Annotated in this window: 19 protein-coding genes; all 19 read left to right on the forward strand. The window is 66.6% G+C overall.

All coding sequences use genetic code 11. The features are described 5' to 3' along the window. Positions 1–58: 58 nt before the first annotated feature. The 19 genes from RID11_RS01615 (at position 59) to RID11_RS01705 (ending at position 16,480) form a co-directional block, all read left to right on the forward strand. Positions 59–526, forward strand: coding sequence for an outer membrane protein assembly factor BamE (locus RID11_RS01615; RefSeq protein WP_350135382.1), 468 nt, complete (start codon positions 59–61; stop codon positions 524–526). Positions 527–603: 77 nt separating this feature from the next. Continuing rightward, positions 604–1,335, forward strand: a complete 732-nt coding sequence (locus RID11_RS01620; protein WP_350135384.1) for a GNAT family N-acetyltransferase — start codon at positions 604–606, stop codon at positions 1,333–1,335. Between the two features lie 41 nt (positions 1,336–1,376). Then, positions 1,377–3,194, forward strand: a complete 1,818-nt coding sequence (locus RID11_RS01625) for an ABC-F family ATP-binding cassette domain-containing protein (RefSeq protein ID WP_350135386.1) — start codon at positions 1,377–1,379, stop codon at positions 3,192–3,194. Positions 3,195–3,258: 64 nt separating this feature from the next. After that, positions 3,259–4,023, forward strand: a complete 765-nt coding sequence (locus RID11_RS01630; protein ID WP_350135388.1) for an ion channel — start codon at positions 3,259–3,261, stop codon at positions 4,021–4,023. A 160-nt stretch (positions 4,024–4,183) separates the two neighbouring features. Further along, complete coding sequence (locus RID11_RS01635) at positions 4,184–5,377, forward strand: phage portal protein (protein ID WP_350135390.1); 1,194 nt, start codon at positions 4,184–4,186, stop codon at positions 5,375–5,377. Next, positions 5,370–5,609, forward strand: coding sequence for a GTA head formation protein, RCAP_rcc01685 family (locus RID11_RS01640; protein ID WP_350135392.1), 240 nt, complete (start codon positions 5,370–5,372; stop codon positions 5,607–5,609). Before RID11_RS01635 ends, RID11_RS01640 begins: the two co-directional genes overlap by 8 nt. Before the next feature lie 25 nt (positions 5,610–5,634). Beyond that, on the forward strand, positions 5,635–6,186 hold the full coding sequence (locus RID11_RS01645; RefSeq protein ID WP_350135394.1) for an HK97 family phage prohead protease: 552 nt from the start codon (positions 5,635–5,637) through the stop codon (positions 6,184–6,186). A gap of 36 nt (positions 6,187–6,222) precedes the next feature. Beyond that, a complete protein-coding gene (locus RID11_RS01650) occupies positions 6,223–7,401 on the forward strand; it encodes a phage major capsid protein (RefSeq protein WP_350135396.1) in 1,179 nt (392 codons plus the stop codon). 153 nt (positions 7,402–7,554) lie between these two features. Then, on the forward strand, positions 7,555–8,154 hold the full coding sequence (locus RID11_RS01655) for a head-tail connector protein (protein WP_350135398.1): 600 nt from the start codon (positions 7,555–7,557) through the stop codon (positions 8,152–8,154). Further along, positions 8,154–8,489 carry a head-tail adaptor protein gene (locus tag RID11_RS01660; RefSeq protein ID WP_502949332.1) on the forward strand — a complete coding sequence of 112 codons (336 nt, stop codon included), beginning with the start codon at positions 8,154–8,156 and terminating at the stop codon, positions 8,487–8,489. Before RID11_RS01655 ends, RID11_RS01660 begins: the two co-directional genes overlap by 1 nt. After that, positions 8,486–8,899 (forward strand): DUF3168 domain-containing protein, encoded by a 414-nt coding sequence (locus RID11_RS01665; RefSeq protein ID WP_350135402.1) that lies wholly within the window; start codon positions 8,486–8,488, stop codon positions 8,897–8,899. Before RID11_RS01660 ends, RID11_RS01665 begins: the two co-directional genes overlap by 4 nt. 23 nt (positions 8,900–8,922) lie before the next feature. Beyond that, positions 8,923–9,336 (forward strand): phage major tail protein, TP901-1 family, encoded by a 414-nt coding sequence (locus RID11_RS01670; protein ID WP_350135404.1) that lies wholly within the window; start codon positions 8,923–8,925, stop codon positions 9,334–9,336. A 2-nt stretch (positions 9,337–9,338) separates the two neighbouring features. After that, on the forward strand, positions 9,339–9,662 hold the full coding sequence (locus tag RID11_RS01675) for a gene transfer agent family protein (RefSeq protein ID WP_350135406.1): 324 nt from the start codon (positions 9,339–9,341) through the stop codon (positions 9,660–9,662). Further along, complete coding sequence (locus RID11_RS01680) at positions 9,659–9,865, forward strand: rcc01693 family protein (protein WP_350135407.1); 207 nt, start codon at positions 9,659–9,661, stop codon at positions 9,863–9,865. Before RID11_RS01675 ends, RID11_RS01680 begins: the two co-directional genes overlap by 4 nt. After that, positions 9,858–10,517, forward strand: a complete 660-nt coding sequence (locus RID11_RS01685; RefSeq protein ID WP_350135409.1) for an RcGTA-type gene transfer agent tail tape measure protein — start codon at positions 9,858–9,860, stop codon at positions 10,515–10,517. Before RID11_RS01680 ends, RID11_RS01685 begins: the two co-directional genes overlap by 8 nt. Positions 10,518–10,530: 13 nt before the next feature. Further along, positions 10,531–11,163, forward strand: coding sequence for a phage distal tail protein, Rcc01695 family (locus RID11_RS01690; protein WP_350135411.1), 633 nt, complete (start codon positions 10,531–10,533; stop codon positions 11,161–11,163). Next, on the forward strand, positions 11,160–12,035 hold the full coding sequence (locus RID11_RS01695; RefSeq protein ID WP_350135413.1) for a phage/gene transfer agent baseplate hub protein: 876 nt from the start codon (positions 11,160–11,162) through the stop codon (positions 12,033–12,035). Before RID11_RS01690 ends, RID11_RS01695 begins: the two co-directional genes overlap by 4 nt. Further along, complete coding sequence (locus RID11_RS01700) at positions 12,032–12,475, forward strand: NlpC/P60 family protein (RefSeq protein WP_350135414.1); 444 nt, start codon at positions 12,032–12,034, stop codon at positions 12,473–12,475. Before RID11_RS01695 ends, RID11_RS01700 begins: the two co-directional genes overlap by 4 nt. Positions 12,476–12,478: 3 nt before the next feature. Then, complete coding sequence (locus tag RID11_RS01705) at positions 12,479–16,480, forward strand: baseplate multidomain protein megatron (RefSeq protein ID WP_350135416.1); 4,002 nt, start codon at positions 12,479–12,481, stop codon at positions 16,478–16,480. Positions 16,481–16,771: the final 291 nt, after the last annotated feature.

A 16,771-nucleotide genomic window follows, 5' to 3' on the forward strand; every position in this document is an offset into this window, starting at 1 on the left:
AGGCCACCTTGATGTAAGCGGGATAAAAGCCGCGCGCGGCCATGACAAGAGGGCAGACATGACAGGTAACACATCCCGACTGCTTCGCGGCCTTGTGCTGTGTGGTCTGCTGACCGTTGCGGCGTGTAGCGCCACCTACAAGAACCACGGCTATGTGCCGCCCGAAGACGACCTGCAGAACCTTATCGTCGGTGTGGATACACGCGCTACGGTGGATGACGTCGTGGGTCCGCCGTCGCTTTCGGGGATGTCGGACGAGGGTGATTACTACTATGTCCGCTCGCGCAAGCGCACCTGGGGCATGTTCCGCCCGCAGGTGGTGGAACGGACCGTGCTCGCGATTTCCTTCAACGATGATAACACCATCGCCAATATCGAGACATTCGGGCTCGAGGACGGCAAGGTTGTGCCGCTCACGCGCCGTGTCACCGATAGCTCGGTCGTCGATAACGGCTTCTTGCGGCAGATCCTTGGCAACCTCGGGAACATCAATCCGTTCGCGAACGACACCGAATTTGGCAGCTAGCGCCGTCACGCGCCTGTCATGGCTTGTGTGCTAGCGGGGGCTTGGCTAGGCTCACGCTGGCATGTGAAGAGGCTGCGATGACAGGCGAGAGGCGGTATCTGGCGCGGCGGGGCGCCGGCGGCGAGGATACCCGGCGGGCACAAGCCCTGCGGGCAGTCGCCTTTCTGGGTCAGGACGGCGGGCTCGATGTCGATCCCTTCGATGATATCTGCGAACACATATTGGTCGAGGAGAGTGCGACGGGACGTCTGGTCTGCTGTTTCCGTATTCTGACCCTCAACGATGGCTGCGAGATAGCGCAGAGTTATTCGGCGCAGTTCTACGAATTGTCGGCCCTTGAGGAGTTTGACGGCAAGATGGCCGAGATGGGCCGGTTTTGCATCGCACCGGGCCTGAACGACCCTGATATCCTGCGCGTTGCCTGGGCTGCGATGACGCGGTTCGTGGATGAGCAGGGCATCGGGATGCTGTTCGGCTGCTCGTCGTTCAAGGGTGTGGATACGGGCGATTATCTCGACGCTTTTGCTGTGCTGCGTGAGCGGCATCTGGCCCCGCGGCGCTGGTGGCCGCGCGTCAAGGCGCCAAGCGTCTTTCGATTCGCGCAACGCCTGAAGCGGCATAAGCCCGATCTGAAACTGGCGATGCGCCACATGCCGCCTTTGTTGCGCACCTATCTGATGATGGGGGGCTGGGTCAGCGATCATGCGGTGATCGACCGCAACCTTGGCACGTTGCATGTCTTTACCGGGGTCGAGATCGGGGCCATTCCCGATACCCGAAAGCGGCTGTTGCGGGCGATGGCGGGCTGAGGGTGCTTGACCGCGACGGGGCGGCGGGATAGCCCGCGCTCATGGCACGTGCACCGCTTCTCCAACTCAACGACATTTCCCTCACCTTCGGCGGTGAGCCGATCTTTGACGCGCTGTCGCTGGTGGTGCAGCCCGGTGACCGGGTGGCGCTGGTCGGGCGCAACGGATCGGGCAAATCGACGCTTATGAAGGTCATGGCTGGGCTGGTGGAGCCGGACCGGGGCGAGCGCATCGTGACGCCGGGCACGAGTGTGGGCTATATGGAGCAGGAGCCCGAAATGAAGGGCTTTGCCACCCTGGGCGAGTTCGCGATGAGCGAGCTTGACGCGGGCGAGATGTACCGGGTGGAGATGGCCGCCGAGGGGCTGAAATTCGACCCCGACCGTCCTGTCGAGACCGCCTCGGGCGGGGAGCGGCGGCGCGCGGCGCTGGCCAAGCTGATGGCCGAAGCGCCCGAATTGATGCTGCTCGACGAGCCGACCAACCACTTGGACATTGAGGCCATCGGCTGGTTGGAGACGCAATTGCGCGAGACGCGCAAGGGCTATGTCCTGATCAGCCATGACCGTGCGTTTCTACGTGAACTTAGTCGTGCAACCCTCTGGATTGACAGGGAAATGGTGCGCAGGCAAGAGCGCGGCTTCGAGGGCTTTGAGGCCTGGCGCGACAAGGTCTGGGAGGAAGAGGACCAACAGCGCCACAAGCTCAACCGCAAGATCAAGGCCGAGGCCCGATGGGCGGTCGAGGGCATCAGCGCGCGGCGCAAGCGCAATCAGGGCCGGGTGCGCGCCTTGCAGGAGCTGCGGGCCGAACGCAGCAGTCAGATCCGTCGTCAGGGCACGGCGGCGATGGCGCTCGACTCGGGTCCTTCCTCGGGCCGCAAGGTAATAGAAGCGGACGGTATTTCAAAGCGTTACGATGACAAGCTCATCCTGAGTGAATTCAGCATCAAGATCCTGCGCGGCGATCGCGTGGCCTTTGTCGGGCCCAACGGGGTGGGCAAGACGACGCTCTTGAAGATGCTGATGGGCGAGGTCGAGCCGGATACTGGGCGGGTGACGCATGGCACCAACCTCATGCCCGCCGTGTTCGATCAGGCCCGCGCGCAGCTTGCGCCCGAGATGAGCCTGTGGGAGAGCCTGACGGGCGATATCGACATGCGTGTTTCGGGGCAGGCGGATCAGGTGCTGGTGCGCGGGCAGCCGCGCCATGTGGTGGGCTATCTCAAGGATTTTCTGTTTGACGAGCGGCAGGCACGCGCGCCGGTCAAGTCCCTGTCCGGTGGGGAAAAAGCGCGGCTCTTGCTGGCCAAGCTGATGGCGCGCGAGAGCAATCTGCTGGTGCTGGACGAGCCGACCAACGATCTCGATATCGAGACGCTGGACCTGTTGCAGGAGCTGCTCGACGATTATGACGGAACGGTGCTGCTGGTCAGCCACGACCGGGATTTCCTCGATCGGGTGGCGACCACGACCATCGCGATGGAGGGTGACGGGCGCGCCACCGCCTATGCTGGCGGCTGGAGCGATTACCGGGCGCAGCGGGGCCGGGACGGGGCCGCGCCGGTTGAGAGAAAAGTAGAGAAAACAGAGAGTAAGGCGGCGAAGTCAAAGCAGGATAAAGCCGCGAAGTTGAGCTTTACCGACAAGCACCGGCTGGAGGAATTGCCGGGGGTGATCGCGCGGCTGGAGGCCGAGATCGCCAAGCTGGAAGGGCTGCTTGCCGATGCCGATCTCTTCACTCGAGAGCCAGTGAAATTCAAGAAGGCGACCGAGGCGCTGACCGCACGACAGGAGGCTTTGGCGCAGGCCGAGGACGAGTGGCTTACGCTGGCGGAAAAGGCCGAGACCGAGGGCTGATTTCACCTGTAAGTCGCGGGGTTGCGCGGCTATGCTCGACCTCATGAGTGCATCGGATCGCAGCATGAAAGATCGTGTCAGGCTTCTCTACGAGGGCCGCTCAACACGTGCGACGCGGTTTCGTTATGCGCTTTTGACCTTTGATGCAGTCACCATTATCTTTTTCCTCGCCACAGCGACCATGCCGCTCGGCCCGGGGCTGATTGCGGCGGATGCGGGGATTGCCGTGATCATCCTTGCGGATTTTGCCTGCCGGTTGTGGATCGCCGAGAACCGGCTGCGGCATTTACGGCAAGTCTATGTTATCATTGATGTTCTGGTTCTGGCCTCGCTGATCGCGGCGCCGTTTCTTGGGCAGGGCTGGGCGGCGCTGCGGTTGTTGCGGGCGCTGCGGCTGGTGCATTCCTATCACCTGCTCAAAGACCTGCGGCGCGATGTGCGGGTCTTTCGGTTGCACGAGGATGCGATTGTCGCGGCGGTCAATCTGCTGGTGTTTATCTTTGCGATGACGGCGCTGGTGCTGGTGCTGCGCGGTGGGCAGGAGCCCGGGCTAAACACTTATGTTGACGCGCTTTATTTCACGGTGACGACGCTGACCACGACCGGCTACGGCGACATTCTGATGACCACCGGCATCGGCAGATTGCTGGCTGTCGGGATCATGGTGGTCGGGGTCGGGCTGTTCCTGCGATTGGCGCGGGCGATCTTTCTGCCGGCCAAGGTGCGGCAGAAATGCGAGGGCTGCGGGCTGCTCAGGCATGACCCGGATGCGATCCATTGCAAGCATTGCGGGCGTGAAATCAAGATCGAGACCGAAGGCTCTGATTAGCGGGCTGTATCGCGTCGGTATTCTGTCGGTATTGCGTCGGTGCGTTTTGGCGGCGCGCGGTGCGCGCGCTCCGGTTCACTTTCCTTAAACCTTTCGGGGTCTGATCCTCATCAAGCGGGCAAGAGGCCTGAACCGATGCGGGATCAAGGAGAGTGGCGCGATGATACTGGATTTCTTCCGGCAGGGGGGTGAGGCCGAGGCGCAGGCCGTTCCCGAGCAGAAGGCGAGCGCCACGGGTCGCGTCGTCGCCTGGGGCGGGGCCGGTCGTGTGGCCTGGAGCCCGCGCGACGTGGTGAGCCTTGCGCGCACCGGCTTTGCGGGCAATCCGGTGGGGTTTCGCTGTGTCAAGATGATCGCCGAGGCCGCCGCCGCCCTGCCGCTGGTGCTGCAGGATGCCGAGCAACGCTTTGCAGTGCATCCCGTGCTGAGCCTGATCAAGATGCCGAACCCGGCGCAGGGGCGGGCGGAGTTGTTCGAGGCGCTTTATGGTCAGTTGTTGCTGACCGGCAATGCCTATGTCGAGGCCGTGGGTGCGGGCGGCGTTCCGGTGGAGTTGCACGTGCTGCGCTCGGACCGGATGAGCGTGGTGCCGGGCGCGGATGGCTGGCCGGTGGGGTATGAATATGCCGTGGCCGGGCGCAAGCATCGGTTCGATGTCACCGAGGGTGCGCCCTCGATCTGCCATATCAAGAGCTTTCATCCGCAGGACGATCATTACGGGCTGTCGCCGTTGCAGGCGGCGGCGCAGGCGGTAGATGTGCATAATGCTGCGAGCCGCTGGTCGAAGGCGCTGCTGGACAATGCGGCGCGGCCGTCGGGGGCGATCGTCTACAAGGGGGCCGAGGGGCAGGGTGCGCTTGGCTCTGATCAGTATGACCGGCTGGTCGCCGAGATGGAGGCGCATCATCAGGGCGCGCGCAATGCGGGCCGCCCGATGCTGCTGGAAGGCGGGCTTGACTGGAAGCCGATGGGGTTCAGCCCGTCGGACATGGAATTCCAGAAAACCAAGGAGAGTGCGGCGCGCGAGATCGCACTGGCCTTCGGGGTGCCGCCGATGCTGCTGGGCATTCCCGGCGACGCGACATTCGCCAATTACCAAGAGGCGAACCGGGCGTTTTACCGCCTGACGGTGTTGCCGCTGGCCACGCGCGTCAGTGCTGCCGTGGCGGCGTGGCTGGCGCGGATGGCGGGGGAGGCGTTCGAGCTGCGCCCCGATCTCGATCAGGTGTCGGCGCTGTCGGCGGAGCGTGATGCGCAATGGGCGCGGGTGGCGCAGGCGGAATTCCTGACCGCAGCGGAAAAGCGCGACTTGCTGGGCCTGCCCGCATTGGCACCGGGGGATGCGGATGGCTGAGGGGGCGCCGCCGCCGCGCTATGGGTTCGAGCCGTTCGATTGCGCGCCCGCGCTGCGGCTGGAGGCTCATGAACGGGTCTCGGAATTGCAGGTGAAGGCGACGCAAGAGCGGCTGGAGCGGCTGGAGGCGGCGCTGGAGCGGTTGGAGCGGCGGCTGTGGCTGGCGGTTTATGGCGTGGTCGCGGCGATATTGGTGCAGGCGTTTCAGCCGATCCTGGCGGCGTTGCCGTGAGTTTGACAAAGAAAGGATGAGGTGGATGGAGAACGGACTTGAGCGCAAGTTCGCGCGCGCCGAAGGTGCGGCGCTGAGCGTGACCGAGGAGGGGCGGATCGAGGGCTATGCGAGCCTCTTTGATGCGCCCGATCAGAGCGGGGACGTTGTGGCCAAGGGGGCCTATGCCGCGAGCCTGAAGCGGTTGGCCGCCGAGGGGCGGCGCGTCAAGATGCTGTGGCAGCACGATCCGGCGCAGCCCATCGGCATCTGGGACGAGGTGCGCGAGGATGCGCGCGGCCTGTATGTGAAAGGCCGCTTGCTGGAGAGCGTGGGCCGCGCGCGCGAGGCGGTGGCGCTGATCGCGGCGGGGGCGATTGACGGGCTGAGCATCGGCTACCGCACGCTGCGCGCGACCAAGGGGGACAAGGGCCGCAGGCTCTTGCAGGAACTGGAGCTTTGGGAGGTGTCGCTGGTGACCTTCCCGATGCTGCCCAGTGCGCGGGTGGCGGCCAAGGGCGAGCGCCCGGCGGACGAAACCTTGCGTGATTTGGCGGCTGTGTTCGACGCGGCCCGCCGGGAGATGGCGCGGACGTAACCCCCGCGCGACCAGACCAAGCTGAAGGGAAAAACGATGACAACCCAAGCGCAGGCTCGGGCCGGGGAAGATCTGTCTCCGGCGGCAGAGGTGGGCACCGCCGTGGCGGGGTTCCTGAGCGAATTCAAGGGCTTTCAGTCCGATATTCACAAACGGCTTCAACAGCAGGAAGAGAAGATGACCATGTTTGAACGCAAGACAATCGCCATGGCGCGCCCGCATCTGGTCGCGGCTGCCGAAGCAGGTGCCCCGCATCGCAAGGCGTTTGATGCCTATCTGCGGGCGGGCGACGATGACGGGCTGCGGGGGCTGGAGCTCGAGGGCAAGGCGCTCAACACCTCGGTCGCCGGTGAGGGTGGGTATCTCGTCGATCCGCAGACCGCCGAGACGATCCGCTCGGTGCTGAGTTCGACCGCGTCGATCCGTGCCGTGGCCAACGTGGTGGCCGTCGAGGCGACAAGTTTTGACGTGCTGATTGACCATGCCGATGTGGGCCATGGCTGGGCGACCGAGACCGGCCCCGTGGCCGAGAGCGACACGCCGGTGATCGACCGGATCAGCATCCCGCTGCACGAATTGAGTGCGCTGCCCAAGGCGTCGCAGCGGCTGCTTGATGACAGTGCGTTCGACGTCGAAGGCTGGCTGGCGGGGCGCATCGCCGACAAGTTTGCGCGCGCCGAGGCGGCGGCGTTCATCGCGGGCGACGGGGTGGACAAGCCGCGCGGGTTCCTCACGCATCCGGCGGTCGATAACGAGGTCTGGGCCTGGGGCAACCTCGGCTATGTGCCAACCGGCGTGGATGGGGATATCGGCGGGCCCGATCCGATCATCGACCTGGTCTATGCGCTGGGCGCGCAGTACCGCGCGCATGCGACCTTTGTTATGAATTCGCGCACCGCCGGTGCCGTGCGCAAGATGAAGGATGCCGATGGGCGGTTCCTGTGGTCGGACGGTCTGGCCGCCGGAGAGCCTGCGCGTCTGCTGGGCTATCCGGTGCTGATCGCCGAGGACATGCCGGATATCGCGAGCGGGGCGGATGCGATTGCATTCGGTGATTTCGGCGCGGGCTACACGGTGGCCGAGCGCCCCGATCTGCGGGTGCTGCGCGATCCCTACAGCGCCAAGCCGCATGTTCTGTTCTACGCGACCAAGCGCGTGGGCGGTGATGTGAGCGATTTCAAGGCGATCAAGCTGTTGCGCTTCGCCGTCTCGTAAGGGGCGGTGATCGGGGCGGGGGCGGTTTGGCCCCCGTCCGGGGCGCGCGTGGCCTGTGATACGGCGTTGTTCAGTCACCCCCCTCCGTCCGTGCAACGCCGGGCGGCGCGCGCCTCACTCACCGGAGGGGTCCGGGATATATGGAGTAGGTCCATGATGTTGATGGAAGAGACCGCGGTGCCCCTGGCCGCGCTGCCGCTGGCGGAATTCAAGGCGCATCTGCGGCTGGGGACGGGGTTTTCGGATGGCGATATCCAGGACCCCGTATTGGAGAGTTTCCTGCGGGCCGCGCTGGCGGCGATCGAGGCGCGCACCGGCAAGGTGCTGCTGGAGCGCGAGTTTTCCTGGGTGCTGAGCGGCTGGCGCGATGCGCAAGGGCAGGCCTTGCCGGTGGCCCCGGTGAGTGCGATCCTGCGGCTGGCGTTGCGCAATCGCGACGATGAGGAAGAGGTGATCGCGCCTTCGCTCTACCGGCTGGAGCGGGACGCGCATCGCCCGGTATTGCGCCCGGCGGGCACGCTCCTGCCGTCGATCGCGCCGGGGGGCGTGGCCGAGATCGTGTTCCGCGCGGGCTATGGCGCGGGCTGGAAAGATCTGCCGTCGGATCTGGCGCAGGCGGTGCTGATGCTGGCGGCGCATTACTATGAGTATCGCCACGAGACCGGGTTGAGCGGCGGCTGCATGCCCTTCGGCGTGTCGAGCCTGATCGAGCGCTATCGCACCGTGCGTTTGCTCGGTGGGGGGGCGCGGTGATGGCGGTGCGGCTCAACCGGCCGCTCGTGCTGGAGGTGGCGGCGCGCAGCCCCGACGGGGCGGGCGGGTTCATCGAGACCTGGGAGGCGCGCGGCACGCTTTGGGCGGAAGTGCGCGCGCGCACGGGCCGCGAGGCCGAGGGCGAGGGGGTGAGCGTCGCGCGGACGGCGTTCAGGATCACCGTACGTGCCGCGCCGCAGGGCAGCCCGCAGCGCCCCGAACCGGGGCAGCGGCTGCGCGATGGCGCGCGGATCTTCACCATCCTGTCGGTGACCGAGCAGGACGCAGGGGCGCGGTTTCTCACGCTCTGGGCCGAAGAGGAGGTGGTGACATGAGTTACGGCGTGGCGGCGGCGTTGCAGCAGGCGCTGTTCGAGCGGTTGCGCGGGGATTCGGCCTTGGCGGCATTGGTGGGCGGCGCGATCTATGACGCGGTGCCCAACGGTGCTGTGCCGCCGCTTTACGTGACGCTTGGCCCCGAGGATGCGCGGGCGCGCGGTGATGGCACTGCGGCGGGCGCATGGCACCGGTTGACGGTGACGGTGGTCAGCGAGGCGGCGGGGTTTCTGGAGGCAAAACAGGTGGCGGGTGCGGTGAGCGACGCGCTGGAGGGGGCGGAGATGACGCTGGCCCGGGGGCGCGCCGTGGCGGTGCAGTTCTGGCGGGCCCGGGCCCGGCGCGAGACCCGTGGCAGCCGTCGTCGGATCGACCTGACTTTTCGTGCGCGTGTCGATGACGGCGCCTAACCCAAGATGATGGAGTAAGACCAATGGCAGTGCAGAACGGCAAGGACCTGCTGATCAAGATCGACATCAACGGCAGCGGCAATTTCCAGACGGTGGCGGGGCTGCGGGCGACGCGGGTGAGCTTCAACGCCGAAAGCGTGGATGTGACAAGCCTCGAGTCGGCCGGGGGCTGGCGCGAATTGCTGGCGGGCGCCGGTGTGAAATCGGCGAGCATCAGCGGCTCGGGCATCTTTCGGGATGCGGCAAGCGATGAGCGCGCGCGGCAGATCTTCTTTGACGGGGAGATGCCGGATTTTCAGGTGGTGATCCCGGATTTTGGCACCATCGAGGGGCCGTTTCAGGTGACGGCGATCGAATATGGCGGCACCCATGACGGCGAGGCGACCTATGAGCTGGGCCTCGCCTCGGCGGGGCGGCTGAGCTTTACGGTGCTCTGAGCATGGCGAACCCCTGGGCAGGCGAGGTGGCGCTGGTGATCGGCGGCGAGCGGCATGTGATGCGGCTGACGCTGGGGGCGCTGGCCGAGTTGGAGGCGGCGCTGGAGCAAGGCTCGCTCGTCGATCTGGTGGCGCGGTTCGAGGAGGGGGCGTTTTTGACGCGTGATGTGCTGGCGCTGATCGTGGCGGGGCTGCGTGGCGGCGGCTGGCGCGGGTCAGCGGCGGACCTGCTGAGCGCCGAGATCGAGGGCGGGCCACTGGCGGCGGCGCGGGCGGCGGCGGAATTGCTGGCGCGGGCCTTTGCCCTGCCCGAGGTGGGCGGATGAGGGACCGGTTCGACTGGCCTGCGCTGATGCGGGCGGGGATGCAGGGGCTTGGCCTGCGACCGGCTGAATTCTGGGCGCTGACGCCGGTGGAGTTGCGGCTGATGCTGGGCGAGCGGGAGGGCGTGCGCCCGATGGCGCGGGACGGGCTGGAGGCACTGCTGCGCGCCTTTCCCGATGAGCAAGGAGAGATGAGCGATGGATGAGCTGGAGCGCGCCGACGATCTGGAGGCGCAGATCACCGCCCTTGATGATGCCCTGGGGCAGGCCACCGGCATGGCGGCGGCGTTCAACGCGGAACTGGGCCGGGTGCGGGGCGGCTTTGCGAGCGCGGGCCAGGATGTGCAGACCCTCGACCGGGGGCTGAGCCGGGGCCTGCGCTCGGCCCTGCGGGGCGCGGTGGTGGAGGGGGACAGCCTGTCCGACAGCCTGCGCAGGCTGGCGACGATCATGGTCAACACCGCCTTCAACGACGCGACGCGGCCCGTGACGGACCAGTTGGGCGGGCTGATCGCGCAAGGGGTTGGGGGCCTCGTGCAGGGGCTGTTCCCGTTTGCCAAGGGCGCGAGTTTTTCGCAAGGCCGGGTGCAGCCCTTTGCCACTGGCGGGGTGGTGAGCGGGCCGGTGAGTTTTCCGATGCGCGGCGGCACCGGGCTGATGGGCGAGGCGGGGCCGGAGGCGATCATGCCGTTGAGCCGTGGCCCGGACGGGCGGCTGGGCGTGCGTGCGCAGGGCGGCGGCGGCGTCAGCGTGGTGATGAATATCCAGACGCCCGACGTGGACGGGTTTCGCCGCAGCCAGGGGCAGATCGCGGCGCAGCTGGGCCGCGTGATCGGGCGCGGCGGGCGCAATCGCTGAAAGGGAGCGGGACATGGGATTTCACGAAGTCAGATTTCCGGCGAGCCTGAGTTTCGGCTCGCTTGGCGGGCCGGAGCGGTTGACGGATATCGTCACGCTCGCCAACGGGTTTGAGGAGCGCAACACGCCCTGGGCACAGGCGCGCAGGCGCTATGACGCAGGGGTTGCGCTGCGCTCGCTCGATGATGTCGAGGCGCTGATCGCGTTTTTCGAGGCGCGGCGCGGGCAGTTATTCGGGTTTCGCTGGAAGGACTGGACCGATTTCAAATCGGGCCGGGCCAAGGCCACGCCGGATTACCGCGAACAGGAGATCGGGGTCGGCGACGATGCCACCGTGGCGTTTCAACTGGTCAAGACCTATCGCTCGGGCGAGCAGGTGGCGGTGCGGCCCATCGTCAAGCCGGTGCAGGGCAGCGTGCGCATGGGGCTCTCGAATGTCGAGATGCGCGAGGGCGTGCATTACGAGGTCGACATCACGACCGGCACTGTCACGTTTTCAGAGCCGCCCAATCGTGATGTGGCAATCACCGCGGGCTATGAGTTCGACGTGCCGGTGCGGTTCGATACCGACCGTATCCAGACCAGCCTTGCCAGTTTTCAGGCCGGAGAAGTGCCCAATGTGCCGGTGGTGGAGATCCGGGTATGAGCGGGCTTTTGGCGCATCTCGGGACCGGGGTGACGACGACCTGCCGCTGTTGGGCGCTGACCCGGCGCGACGGGGTGGTGATGGGGTTCACCGATCACGACCGGGCGCTGGCGTTTGAGGGCATCGCGTTTCGCCCCGATACCGGGCTGAGCGCGCTGGCGTTGCAGCAGACGACGGGGCTGTCGGTGGACAATACCGAGGCGCTGGGCGCGCTGAGCGACGCGGCCATCCGTGAGGTGGATATCGAGGCCGGGCGCTATGACGGGGCAGGGCTGCGCGCCTGGCTGGTGAACTGGCAGGACGTGGCGGCGCGGGCGCTGATCTTTGCCGGCACGATGGGCGAGTTGAGGCGCGCGGGTGGGGCGTTCGAGGCGGAACTGCGCGGGTTGACCGATGCGCTCAACGTGCCGCTGGGGCGGGTCTATCAGAAGAGCTGCAGCGCGGTTTTGGGGGATCGCGACTGCACGTTCGATCTGGATACGCCGGGGTATGTTGCGGAGCGGCCTGCCGAGGTGGTGGAGGAGACCCGCGTGTTTCGCTTTGGCGAGATGGGCGGGTTTGAAGAGGATTGGTTTCGCCATGGCGTGATCCGGGTGTTGAGCGGGGCCGCCGCGGGGCTGATCGGGTTGATCAAGCGCGACCGTATGGAGGGCGCGGGCCGGGTGATCGAGCTGTGGCAGCCGCTTGGGGCGACTGTGTTGCAGGGCGATGCGCTGCGGATCGAGGCGGGCTGCGATAAGCGGATGTCCACCTGTCAGTTCAAGTTCGACAACCTGCTGAATTTTCAGGGCTTCCCGGACATTCCCGGCGATGACTGGACAATCACCGATCCCACCAAGAGCCCGGCACTGGATGGCGGGAGCCGCAGATGAGCGGGCAGGGCGCGCGGATTGTTGCGGCGGCGCGGGGCTGGCTGGGCACGCCCTACCGGCATCAGGCGGCCTGTCGCGGGGCGGGTTGCGATTGCCTGGGTCTGGTGCGGGGGATCTGGTGCGAGGTCAAGGGGGCCGAGCCCGAGCGCCCGCCCGCGTATTCGATGGACTGGGCGGAACCGGCCCGGCAGGAGGCGCTGTGGCAGGCCGCCGCGCGGCATCTTTGGCTCAAAGACGTGCGCGACGAGGCGGCGGGTGACGTGATCCTGTTTCGCATGCGCGAGGGGTCTGTGGCCAAGCATCTGGGCATCGTGGCCGAGACCGGCGCGAGTGCCACGTTCATCCATGCCTATTCGGGGCATGGCGTGGTCGAGACCGCACTGAGCGCGCCCTGGCGGCGGCGTGTCGTGGCGCGATTTCAATTTCCCGAGGAGGGCTGAACCATGGCAACCATTCTGTTATCCGCCGCAGGGGCGGCGATTGGCGGGGCCGTGGGCGGCTCTGTCCTGGGGCTGTCATCGGTGGCGATCGGGCGGTTTGCCGGGGCCGTCATCGGCCGGTCGATCGATCAGCGGCTGCTGGGGCAGGGCTCTGAGGTGGTCGAGACAGGCCGCGTCAGCCGGTTGCGCCTGACCGGTGCGGGTGAGGGCGACGCGATCCCACAGGTTTACGGGCGCATGCGCGTGGGCGGGCAGGTGATCTGGGCCACCGAGTTTCGAGAGAATGTCACCGTGACGCAAGGCAACCGGGGTGGCGGCAAGGGCACTCCGCGTCCCGCCACGCCCGACACGCGACAGGTCAGCTATTCGGTGAGCCTGGCACTCGCGCTGTGCGAGGGGGAGATTGCCCGCGTGGCGCGGGTCTGGGCGGATGGGACGGAAGTGTCGTTTTCGGGGCTGAACATGCGCGCCTATCCGGGCACGCGCGATCAACTGCCTGACCCGCTGATCGAGGCGGTGGAGGGGGCGGGCAATGTGCCTGCCTATCGCGGCACCGCCTATGTGGTGATCGAGGATCTGGATATTAGCCAGTTCGGCAATCGCGTGCCGCAATTCAGTTTTGAGGTGTGCCGCCCGTCGCAGGCCGAAACACCGGGCGCGGACCTTGATCCGGTGCGCGCGGTGCGCGGCGTGGCGCTGTTGCCGGGGAGCGGGGAATATGTGCTGGCGACCAGCCCGGTCACGATGAATTTCGGGTTCGGGGCGTCGGGCGTCGCCAATGTCAACACGCCCTCGGGGCAGCCTGATTTCGTGACCGCCCTCGAAGCGCTGACCGGGGAATTGCCCGCTTGTCATGCCACGTCGCTGATCGTGAGCTGGTTTGGGGATGATCTGCGTTGTGGAGACTGTCGCATTCGCCCGCGCGTGGAGCAAAAGCAGTTCGATGCCTCAAACATGCCGTGGGAGGTGTCGGGGCTGCGGCGCGCGCAGGCGGGCGAGGTGCCGAAGGATGCCGAAGGCCGCGAGGTCTATGGTGGCACGCCCACCGATCAGGCGGTGATCGAGGCCATTCTCGCCCTGCAACAGGCGGGGCAGGAGGTGCTCTATTATCCGTTCATCCTGATGGAGCAGATGCCGGGCAACGGCTTGCCCGATCCGTGGAGCGATGCAGGCGATCAGCCGGTGCTGCCCTGGCGCGGGCGGATCACCACCTCCAAGGCACCGGGGCAGGACGGCAGCCCGGATCAGACCGCGGCGGCGGAGGCCGAGGTGGCGGCGTTTTTCGGGACCGCGCGGGCGGTGGATTTTACCGTGACGCCGATTGCAGCGCAGCCGGTGGAACAGGCGGGGACCGGGGTGCTTGACCTGCTGAGCTTTGGTGGCGCGGTAAAGCGCAGCCCGGTGGCCTATCACGGGCCGGAGGAGTGGTCCTACCGGCGGTTCATCCTGCATCAGGCGGCGTTATGTGCCGCCGTGGGCGGGGTGGAGAGCTTTTGTATCGGCTCGGAAATGCGCAGCCTGACGCAGATCCGGGGGGAGGCGAACAGCTTTCCGGCGGTGGCGCAGTTGGTTGATCTTGCCGCCGAGGTGCGCAGCCTGTTGGGGCCGGAGGTGAAGATCAGCTATGCCGCCGACTGGTCGGAATATTTCGGCTATCAGCCGGGGGGAGGCGACCGGTTCTTTCACCTTGATCCGCTGTGGGCGGACGAGAATATCGATTTCATCGGGATCGATAATTACATGCCGCTGAGCGACTGGCGTGAGGGGTATGAGCATTTTGACGCGCAGGACTGGCCGTCGATCCATGATCTCGAGTATCTGCAATCGAATATCGAGGGTGGCGAGGGCTATGACTGGTTCTATCCCAGCCCCGAGGCGCGGGCGGCGCAGCGCCGCGTGCCGATCACCGACGTGGCCTATGATGAGCCGTGGATCTGGCGGTTCAAGGATCTGCGGGGCTGGTGGGCAAATCGGCATTTCGACCGGGTGGGCGGCGTGCGCGCGTCCGAGCCGACTGCATGGGTGCCGCAAGCCAAACCGATCCGCTTTACCGAATATGGCTGTGCGGCGGTGGACAAGGGCACGAATCAGCCCAACAAGTTTCTCGACCCGAAATCGTCGGAGTCGAGTCTGCCGCGTCATTCCACCGGGCAGCGGGACGAGTTGATCCAATTGCAATATCTGCGGGCGATGGCGGGGTATTGGGGTGATCCCGCGCGTAACCCTGTGTCAGAGGAATTCGAAGGGCGCATGATCGACATGGATCACGCCTATGTCTGGGCCTGGGACGCGCGGCCCTATCCCTATTTTCCGGCCAATCTCGACCTGTGGTCGGATGGGGAAAACTATGCGCGGGGGCACTGGATCACGGGCCGGGTGAGCGGGCGCAGGCTGGCCGATGTGATCGCGGAAGTCAGCGGGCGGGCGGGGCTGGATGCGCCCGAAACCGGCGCGGTCCCCGGCTTTGTGCGGGGCTATCTGGTCGATCAGGTGAGCGAGGCGCGCTCGGCGTTGCAACCGCTGATGCTGGCGCATGGGGTGGATGCGATCGAGCGCGGCGGCGTGCTGCAATTCCGCCGCCGCGACGGGCGGGCCGATCACATGGTCGATCTGGCGCGCGTGGTGCGCGACCCGGAACTGGGCGGCGTGATCGAGGAGACGCGGGGCAGCGATCTGGAACTGGCGGGCCGGGTGCGGTTGCGGTTTCTGGAGGCGGACGCTGATTTTGAGGCGGTCTCGGAAGAGGCGATCCTGCCGGATGAGGCGACCCATGCGGTGGCGATGTCGGAAATGCCGCTGGCGCTGACCCGAGCCGAGGGGCGGCAGGTGGTCGAGCGCTGGCTGTCGGAGGCGCGGGTGTCGGTGGACACGTTGCGGCTGACTTTGCCGCCGTCGCAGCTGGCCACCGGGGCGGGAGATGTGATCGCATTGCCCTTGGCCGAGGGCGGTGCGCGGTTTCGCATCGACCGGGTGGAGCAGATGGGCAATGCGCAGCGCGTCGATGCGGTGAGGGTCGAGCCTGAGAGTTTCCGCCCCATCCTGATCGAGGACGCTCCGGCCCGCTTGCGCCCGTTCAGCGCGCCGGGCCCGGTGACGCCGCTTTTCCTCGATCTGCCGTTGCTCACGGGCGAGGAGGTGCCGCATGCGCCGCATATCGCGGTGACCGCCGATCCCTGGCCCGGCACGGCGGCGGTTTATGCCTCAAACGAGGATGCCAATTACCGGCTGAATACGCTGATTGCGGCGCGCAGCACGGTGGGGCTGACCGAGACGCCGCTTTTCCCGGCCTGTGCTGGGTTGGTGGACCGGGGCGCGGGGCTGTTCGTGCGGATGCGTCACGGCACGCTGGAGAGCGTGAGCGAGGCGGCGCTGCTCAATGGGGCCAATCTCTGTGCCATCGGGGATGGCACGCCGGGGGGATGGGAGCTGTTTCAGTTCCGCGATGCCGAACTGGTGGCGCCCGAGACCTATATCCTGCGGCACCGGCTGCGCGGGCAGTTGGGGACGGAAGGGGCCGGGCCATGGCCGGTGGGCTCGATCCTCGTGCGGATGGATGGCGTGCCGCAGCAGATCGAGCTCAACGAGGCGCAGCGCGGGCAGGCGCGGCATTTCCGGATCGGGCCGGGCGCGCGCCCGGTGGACGATCCGAGTTTCGGCCATGCGGTGATTGCCTTTGACGGGGTTGGGCTGCGGCCCTATGCGCCGGTGCATCTGCGGCTGGTCGAGGCGGCAGGGGATTTGCGGGTGACGTGGATCAGGCGCACGCGCATTGGTGGCGACCGGTGGGATACGCCCGAGGTGCCGCTTGGTGAGGAGAGTGAGGCGTATCTGCTGCGGGTGCGGCGGGGGGGGCAGGTGTTGCGTGAGGACACGGTGCCGGTGGCGGAATGGATCTACACCGCCGCTGCGCGGGCTGGGGACGGGCCGGAGGCGGGCAAGCGGATCGAGGTGGCGCAGCTCTCGGCCAGTTTCGGGCCGGGGCGGTTTGCGGGGCGGGATCTGTGAGGAGGCGGGTCGGATGGGATGGGATGGCCTGAAGCTGGCATCCGATTGAATCACCTTGCGCGGAACGCGGCCGAAGGCCGCCGCGCATCGCCGTGCCGCCCCCCGGCGCGGCGATTTGGCTGCAACCTGCTCTGCGATCTATTCTTTTTCGGACTGGGCTGGCATAAAGCACTGTCGAATGGACGTTGGATCGCCACACCGCGGCACGACGATGCGCGGCTTACGACAACGGCAGCAACAGGCCAGAACCGCCCCGCGCCCGGCACTATTGGCCCTGTGCCAGGCATCATC

Origin of the sequence: Roseovarius sp., assembly GCF_040219995.1 — a bacterium.
Classification (GTDB): Bacteria; Pseudomonadota; Alphaproteobacteria; order Rhodobacterales; family Rhodobacteraceae; genus Roseovarius.

What these genes read in the sequence shown, in the direction of transcription:
- RID11_RS01615 (WP_350135382.1), top strand. Translation starts at nt 59, where the DNA reads ATGACAGGTAACACATCCCGACTGCTTCGCGGCCTTGTGCTGTGTGGT.
- RID11_RS01620 (WP_350135384.1), top strand. Translation starts at nt 604, where the DNA reads ATGACAGGCGAGAGGCGGTATCTGGCGCGGCGGGGCGCCGGCGGCGAG.
- RID11_RS01625 (WP_350135386.1), top strand. Translation starts at nt 1,377, where the DNA reads ATGGCACGTGCACCGCTTCTCCAACTCAACGACATTTCCCTCACCTTC.
- RID11_RS01630 (WP_350135388.1), top strand. Translation starts at nt 3,259, where the DNA reads ATGAAAGATCGTGTCAGGCTTCTCTACGAGGGCCGCTCAACACGTGCG.
- RID11_RS01635 (WP_350135390.1), top strand. Translation starts at nt 4,184, where the DNA reads ATGATACTGGATTTCTTCCGGCAGGGGGGTGAGGCCGAGGCGCAGGCC.
- RID11_RS01640 (WP_350135392.1), top strand. Translation starts at nt 5,370, where the DNA reads ATGGCTGAGGGGGCGCCGCCGCCGCGCTATGGGTTCGAGCCGTTCGAT.
- RID11_RS01645 (WP_350135394.1), top strand. Translation starts at nt 5,635, where the DNA reads ATGGAGAACGGACTTGAGCGCAAGTTCGCGCGCGCCGAAGGTGCGGCG.
- RID11_RS01650 (WP_350135396.1), top strand. Translation starts at nt 6,223, where the DNA reads ATGACAACCCAAGCGCAGGCTCGGGCCGGGGAAGATCTGTCTCCGGCG.
- RID11_RS01655 (WP_350135398.1), top strand. Translation starts at nt 7,555, where the DNA reads ATGATGTTGATGGAAGAGACCGCGGTGCCCCTGGCCGCGCTGCCGCTG.
- RID11_RS01660 (WP_502949332.1), top strand. Translation starts at nt 8,154, where the DNA reads ATGGCGGTGCGGCTCAACCGGCCGCTCGTGCTGGAGGTGGCGGCGCGC.
- RID11_RS01665 (WP_350135402.1), top strand. Translation starts at nt 8,486, where the DNA reads ATGAGTTACGGCGTGGCGGCGGCGTTGCAGCAGGCGCTGTTCGAGCGG.
- RID11_RS01670 (WP_350135404.1), top strand. Translation starts at nt 8,923, where the DNA reads ATGGCAGTGCAGAACGGCAAGGACCTGCTGATCAAGATCGACATCAAC.
- RID11_RS01675 (WP_350135406.1), top strand. Translation starts at nt 9,339, where the DNA reads ATGGCGAACCCCTGGGCAGGCGAGGTGGCGCTGGTGATCGGCGGCGAG.
- RID11_RS01680 (WP_350135407.1), top strand. Translation starts at nt 9,659, where the DNA reads ATGAGGGACCGGTTCGACTGGCCTGCGCTGATGCGGGCGGGGATGCAG.
- RID11_RS01685 (WP_350135409.1), top strand. Translation starts at nt 9,858, where the DNA reads ATGGATGAGCTGGAGCGCGCCGACGATCTGGAGGCGCAGATCACCGCC.
- RID11_RS01690 (WP_350135411.1), top strand. Translation starts at nt 10,531, where the DNA reads ATGGGATTTCACGAAGTCAGATTTCCGGCGAGCCTGAGTTTCGGCTCG.
- RID11_RS01695 (WP_350135413.1), top strand. Translation starts at nt 11,160, where the DNA reads ATGAGCGGGCTTTTGGCGCATCTCGGGACCGGGGTGACGACGACCTGC.
- RID11_RS01700 (WP_350135414.1), top strand. Translation starts at nt 12,032, where the DNA reads ATGAGCGGGCAGGGCGCGCGGATTGTTGCGGCGGCGCGGGGCTGGCTG.
- RID11_RS01705 (WP_350135416.1), top strand. Translation starts at nt 12,479, where the DNA reads ATGGCAACCATTCTGTTATCCGCCGCAGGGGCGGCGATTGGCGGGGCC.